A 6,283-nucleotide genomic window follows, 5' to 3' on the forward strand; every position below is an offset into this window, starting at 1 on the left:
CAGGCGCGACTTGCCCGACGCGACGTCCAGCGCGAAGATCGCGGTCTGACCCAGGTAGGGGGCCGTGACGTGGATCGACTTGCCGTCGGCCGACCACAGCAGCGAGCCGGGGCTCAGCGACAGGTTGTCGAAATCCAGGTCCAGGCGCCGCTCGGTCCCGTCCGGCCAGCCGCGCAGGACGACGTGGTAGCGGTCGGCCTCGAAGCCGGGGCGGTCCATGGCCAGCCAGGCCAACGTCTTGCCGTCGGGCGAGAAGACGGGCTGGGTGTCCTGGGCCTCGTTCGCCTCGGTCAGGCAGAGGCGGCGGCTCGGGCTGTCGGTGCTCACGGCGTAGAGGTCGTCGTCGGTGCTCCAGGCGGCCTCGCTGCCGTCCTTGACCCGCGCGGCGAAGACCAGCGTGCGGCCGTCGCGGCTGAAGGCGAACTCCTCGCTGCCGCCGAAGGGCAGCGTGGGCGCGTCGGCGTCCAGGCCGGGGGTGAGGTCGCGCGCCTGCTCGTCGGTCCCGGACCAGGGGCGCAGGAAGACGTGGTTGCGCTTGCCGTCCTCCCAGGTGTCCCAGCGCCGGAAGAACAGCTCGTCGTAGGTCCGGCCGGTGGCGACGGTCGCGGCCTTGTCGGCGTCGCGCGCGACCGTCTCGGCGATCGTGGCGTCGGGGTAGACGGCCAGCGAGAAGGCGTAGGCCTCCAGCTGCGGCACGACCTCGAAGTTCTCGACGTCCAGGGGCAGGCGGGTGACCTGGGCGGCCTCGCCGCCGCGCGGGTCGATCGTCCAGACCTGCGCCGAACCCGAGCGCGTGCTCAGGAAGGCGACGCGGCCGTCCGGCAGCCAGCGGCCGTTCCAGTCGGCGGCGGGGTCGGCGGTCAGGCGGCGCGGCTCCGACTTGCCGTCCAGGGCGACGAGCCACAGGTCGGTGCGGCCCTTGTTCGCCTCGAGGTCGGTCGTGCGCAGCGCGTACAGCGCGAGGGCCCCGTCGGGGGAGACCCGCGGGTCGGAGAGGCGCTGCATCGCGAGCATGTCGTGGACGTTGAAGGGGTGGGGGTCGGCGGCGAGGGCCGGGCTCGCGAGGGCGGCCAGCAGCACGGTCAACAGCACGAGGTGGCGCACTTCGGATTCCTTCCGTTCGTGGCTGGGTGGCGTCGGCGATCCAATATAATCGATGGGAGGGTGGATATGAAAGGTCCGCGCGGCGGGTCCCGCCGCAGGTCCGGCAGAATCCGCCTTGCCGGGAGATCCGATTGCTGGCCGAAGCGGCGGCTCTCGGGTATACCTGATGCACGCGACGGCGGACGGCCGGGCGCCGGGCTGCCGGATCGCGGGGGCGAAAGGTCGACATGAGCATCAGCGAGCATCTGCGGGCCATCCTCGGGACCGCGCGCGACGGGACCGGGATGGACGTCGTCATCGTCTCGACGACGTCGCCGGACCTGGCCGCCTTCTGGCAGCGGCGGCTGGAGCAGGGTCGCGGGGCCGTCTGCCGGCCGGACGCCCTGGTCCTGGCGATCCACGAGGACTGGCCGGGCGGCGCCGGCAACGGTCTGGGCACCCTCCATGCCTGGCGCGAGGCCTCGCGGCTGGCGCGCGAACGGCATGGCGTGGACCTGCGCGCCCGCCTGGATGAGGGCGCGGCGATCGGCCTCTACCACACCGCCGGCCAGGGAACCCGGCTCGCCCCCCTGCCGGGCAGCGAGGGGGGGAACAAATCCGCGGTGAAGCTGCCGGGGCTGGTGAGGCTCGACGGCCGTGTCGAACAGCTGACCATCCTCGAGGCCGTGATCCGCCAGACTTCCGTCTACGCGTCGTCGCACCGCGGCCGCCTCGGCGTCTTCTGGGGCGATCAGGTCTTCATCCCCTCGGCGCCGTTGCCCGCGAAGCCCCGCCATCACGTCGACATCCTGGCCAGGCTGGGCGCGATGCCCACGGCCGACGCCTGGCTGCGCGACGGCCTGGACCGCTACGGTCTGGTCGCCGTCGGGAAGGACGGCGACGCCGTCCAGGTCGAGAAGGTCTCGCACGCGGCGGCCGAGCAGCTCGTGGCGGACGGCGTCATGCATGTCGACGGCGGCATCGGCGTGAGCCTCGGCTCCTTCAGCCTGTCGGCCGCCATGACGGCGGCGCTGGACGCGGAGTTCGACGCCGAGCTGCGCGCGCGGACCGCCAAGTTCGACACCGACCCCCATTTCTGGATGCCGCTGACCCTGCCCGCGGCGACCTACCGGCGGATGATGGCGGCCAAGGGCGTGGCCGCGGACCTCGCCGACGCTCACCACCGCCGGCTGGCGGCGTTCCGGGCGCGGTTCCGCGACGAGCATCCGGGCGAGCCGGTCTTCGGTTGCCTCGACATCGGCGCCGACTGCTACTGGTGGGATTTCGGCACGATCCCGGGCTACCTGGCGAACGTCCGGCGCCTGCTCGGCGATGACGAGGAAGCGCGGTCGATGCGCTCGTTCCTCGGCGTGGATGCCGACCCCGGCGCCGTGTTCAGGGACGGCAGCCTGCTGCTGGACTGCGCGATCGGGGAGGGGCCGACCGCGGGCTCCGTGCTGGTCGGGGTGACGGCGCGGCGGGTCGACGTCGTCGACTCGGTGCTGGTCAACGTGACGGCGCCGGAGGTGTCGGGCCGGGACCTGCTGCTGTACAACGTGGTGGAGCCGGGCCGGCTCGCACCGCCCTCCGGCGCCGTCAGGGCGGACCTGTTCCTGCCCGACGACCGTCGCCTCAGCGTCTGGTCGCACGTGGATCGCGACGGCAAGCAGGACTGGGAGACGGTCCTGCCCGGCAACGAACTGAGCCACGCCGGGCTCTGCAGCCTGAACGCGACGCTGCCGCTGGCCGGGGTCGCGGCCGCGTTGCGCCGCAACCGCGAGCGGCTGGCCGGCGAGATCGCGGGAAGCCCGCATCCGCGGTCGGGGCGCGACCGCACCGACACCTGACCGCCACCGAGGAGCGCGATGTGACATCCCGGACCGTGGACATCCTGGTGACGGGCGCTTCCGGCTTCGTCGGACGGCGCCTCGCGCGGCGGCTCGCCGAAGCGTTTCCGGACGCGACGATCCTCGGCGCCGACCGCCGGCCCCCGGACGACAGCGATGCGGTGGTCGCGCACGCCGAGCTGGACATCACCGATCGGCGGGCCGTGGCGGCACTGGTCGCCGAGCACAAGCCCGCGCTGGTGTTCCATCTCGCGGCGCAGGCGCACGTGCCCACGTCGTTCGCGGAGCCGGTGCCCACCTGGAACGTCAACCTGATGGGGACGCTCCACCTCGTGGAAGCGGTCCGCGACGCGGTCCCGGAGGCGCGGTTCGTTCACGTCGGCTCCGCCGAGGCCTACGGCAGCGAGTTCCTTCGCGGCGTCCCGCTCGCGGAGGACGCCGCCTTCGCGCCCCTGAATCCCTACGCCGCCAGCAAGGCGGCGGCGGACCTGCTGGTCCGCCAGCAGGCGGCCGCCGGGCTGCGGGCCGTGGTGCTGCGGCCCTTCAACCACGTCGGGCCCGGCCAGCGCCGGGACTTCGTGGTGTCGGCCTTCTGCTCGCAGATCGCCGGCATCGAACGCGGCCTGCAGGAACCCGTCATCATGGTCGGCAACCTCGACGCCCGCCGGGATTTCCTGGACGTCCGCGACGTCCTGGACGCCTACGTCGCCGTCGTCGCGCGGGGCGGCGATCTGCGGCCCGGGTCGGCGTACAACCTCTGCTCCGGTCGGACGGTGGCGATCCGCGACGTGCTGGAGGACCTCCTGGCGCTCAGCCGCGTCGCGATCGACGTCCGGGTGGATGCCGCGCGGTTGCGTCCGGTGGAGATCCCGGTCATGGCGGGGGATGCGGGCGCCGCCCGCGCGGCGCTGTCGTGGGAGCCGCGGATCCCGTGGCGGCAGACGCTGGCCGACACGCTGGCGTACTGGCGCGACACGCTCGCCTGAACGGTCCCCGGCGCGGTCAGGCGCCCGCGAGCCGCCGCAGGCGGGCGAGGTCGGCATCGACCATCAGGCGCACGAGCTCCTCGAACGTGACCCGGGGTTCCCAGCCCAGCTCCCGCGTCGCCTTGGCGGGGTCGCCGAGCAGCTGGTTCACGTCGGCGTGCCTCAGGTACAGCGGGTCGACCACGACGTGCCGCTGCCAGTCGAGCCCGGCGCGGTCGAAGGCGATCTCGCAGAACTCCCGCACCGTGTGCGCCCGGCCGCTGGAGATGACGTAGTCGCAGGGCTCGTCCCGCTGGAGCATGAGCCACATGGCGTGCACGTAGTCCGGGGCGTAGCCCCAGTCGCGCTTGGCGTCCAGGTTGCCCAGGCGCAGCTCCTGCTGCAGGCCCAGCTTGATGCGCGCCACGCCGTCGGAGATCTTGCGCGTCACGAACTCCAGGCCCCGGCGCGGCGATTCGTGGTTGAACAGGATGCCGGACACGGCGGGGATCCCGTAGCTCTCGCGGTAGTTCACGGTGATGTGGTGGCCGTAGCACTTGGCCACGCCGTACGGGCTGCGCGGGTAGTGCGGGGTCTGCTCGTTCTGCGGCGTCGTGACGACCTTGCCGAACATCTCGCTGGACGAAGCCTGGTACATCCGGATGGACCGGTCGACGATGCGGATCGCCTCGAGCACGCGGGTGACGCCCAGCGCGGTGACCTCCCCGGTGAGGATCGGCTGCTTCCACGACGTGGGCACGAAGGACTGGGCCGCCAGGTTGTAGACCTCGTGCGGGCGGATGTCGGCGACGGCGTCGATCACCGACGACTGGTCCATCAGGTCGGCCTGCACCAGGGAGATCCGGTCCCTGACGTGGTCGATGCGCTCGGTGTTCTCGGAGCTCGTGCGCCGCACGATCCCGTGGACCTCGTACCCCTTGTCCAGGAGCAGTTCCGCCAGGTAGGAGCCGTCCTGACCGGTGATTCCCGTGATCAGGGCCCGCTTGGCTGCTGGATTCGCCATCGAGGTCGACCTTTCGTCATCGGCGTGGGGGAGGCCTGTCGCCACCTCAGGATCGCCAATTATAGTCGATGCTGTGCTTTCCGGGCAACACGCGTGCAGCGGGGGCGCCCGCAGTCCGGGTGGCGCTCACTTGCAGCGCCGGAAGGAATGTTCTTGCGGGTGGGCTCCGGTTGGCTGATATTCTATACCAATAGGTATTGAATAGGCCCAACCAGGAGGCTCCCGTGACTCCCGCCCAGATCACCCCCGAGATGACCCTGTTCGAGGTCACCGAGCGCTACCCCGAGACGATCCCCGTCCTGGTGGACCAGGGTTTCAGCCACGTCGCCGATCCCGCCCGTCGCGCCTCTCACGGCAAGATGGTGACGCTGTCGCAGGCCGCCCAGATGCGGGGCAAAGACCTCGACGCGCTGCTGGCCAGCCTCGGCAGCGCGGTCGCGGCCGTGCGCAGCAGCGCCGACCTGACCCTGCAGACGGCCGACGACGGGCGCGTCTTCCCCTCGTCGGGCGACATCCGCGTGGCGGGTCTGGTGCCCTGCCCGGTGCGCCTGCCGCTGCTGGAGGCCTTCGACGCCGCCCGCCTGGAGGTTGAGCGCAAGCACGGCGTGACCGTCGGGCACCGCTTGGCCGCGGCGAGCATCGGCATGGACGCCGTGCAGAAGGAGATGGCCGAACTGCGCGACGAGGCCGACCTGCCGCACGTCTTCGTCTCGGCCGGCTTCGAGGCCTTCTTCGACCGCCGCAACCTGGCCCGCTTCAAGGACCGCGGCGTCTTCGTCGACCGCTCGCCGCGCGGGGTCAACGCCGACTTCGCCGGCCTGGACCTGAAGGACCCCGACGGCCACTACGCGATGATCGCCGTGGTGGCGGCGGTGTTCCTGGTCGACAAGGCGCAGCTGGCCGAGGGCGAGGAGATCCCCCGCTCCTGGGCGGACGTGCTGTCGCCGCGCCTGGAGCGGCGCGTGGCGCTGCCGGTGGGGGACTTCGACCTCTTCAACGGCATCCTGTTGACGACGTGGAAGCGTCACGGCGACGAGGGCGTGCGCGCCCTGGCGCGCAGCCTGCTGCGCTCGCAGCACCCGAGCCAGGCCGCCGGCCGCTTCAAGGCGGGCCGCGGCGAGGCGCCGCTGGTGTCGGTCATCCCGTACTTCTTCTCGCGCATGGCCCGCCTCAACCCCGGCGTCGAGGTGGTGTGGCCCGAGGACGGCGCGGTCATCAGCCCGATCTTCCTGCTGGAGCGCCGCGACGCGCCGCCGGCGGCGCAGGAGCTGGCCGATTTCTTCTTCTCGCGGGCGACCGGCGAGATCCTCAGCCACCGCGGGCTGTTCCCGTCGCTGCTGCCCGAGGTCGTCAACGAGCTGCCG

At 72.1% G+C, this 6,283-nt stretch carries 5 protein-coding genes; 3 read left to right on the forward strand and 2 right to left on the reverse strand.

The features are described from left to right. On the reverse strand, window positions 1-1,104 hold a 1,104-nt coding region (locus tag Q7W29_12955; GenBank protein MDO9172728.1), incomplete at its 3' end, for a S9 family peptidase. Between the two features lie 227 nt (window positions 1,105-1,331). On the opposite strand from Q7W29_12955, the gene Q7W29_12960 reads away from it, so the two are divergent. Then, window positions 1,332-2,930, forward strand: a complete 1,599-nt coding sequence (locus Q7W29_12960) for a hypothetical protein (GenBank protein ID MDO9172729.1) — start codon at window positions 1,332-1,334, stop codon at window positions 2,928-2,930. A gap of 20 nt (window positions 2,931-2,950) precedes the next feature. Continuing rightward, a complete protein-coding gene (locus tag Q7W29_12965; protein ID MDO9172730.1) occupies window positions 2,951-3,916 on the forward strand; it encodes a GDP-mannose 4,6-dehydratase in 966 nt (321 codons plus the stop codon). Window positions 3,917-3,932: 16 nt separating this feature from the next. Here Q7W29_12965 and gmd read toward each other — a convergent pair whose 3' ends face one another. Continuing rightward, window positions 3,933-4,919, reverse strand: coding sequence for a GDP-mannose 4,6-dehydratase (gmd, locus tag Q7W29_12970; GenBank protein MDO9172731.1), 987 nt, complete (start codon window positions 4,917-4,919; stop codon window positions 3,933-3,935). 224 nt (window positions 4,920-5,143) lie between these two features. Between gmd and Q7W29_12975 the strand changes: the two genes are divergently transcribed. Beyond that, window positions 5,144-6,283: ABC transporter substrate-binding protein (locus Q7W29_12975; protein MDO9172732.1), on the forward strand; the 1,140-nt coding region annotated here is incomplete at its 3' end.

The sequence above is a fragment of the bacterium genome, assembly GCA_030654305.1.
In the GTDB taxonomy this organism is placed as follows: domain Bacteria; phylum Krumholzibacteriota; class Krumholzibacteriia; order LZORAL124-64-63; family LZORAL124-64-63; genus PNOJ01.

What these genes read in the sequence shown, in the direction of transcription:
- Q7W29_12960 (MDO9172729.1), top strand. Translation starts at nt 1,332, where the DNA reads ATGAGCATCAGCGAGCATCTGCGGGCCATCCTCGGGACCGCGCGCGAC.
- gmd (MDO9172731.1), bottom strand. Translation starts at nt 4,919, where the DNA reads ATGGCGAATCCAGCAGCCAAGCGGGCCCTGATCACGGGAATCACCGGT.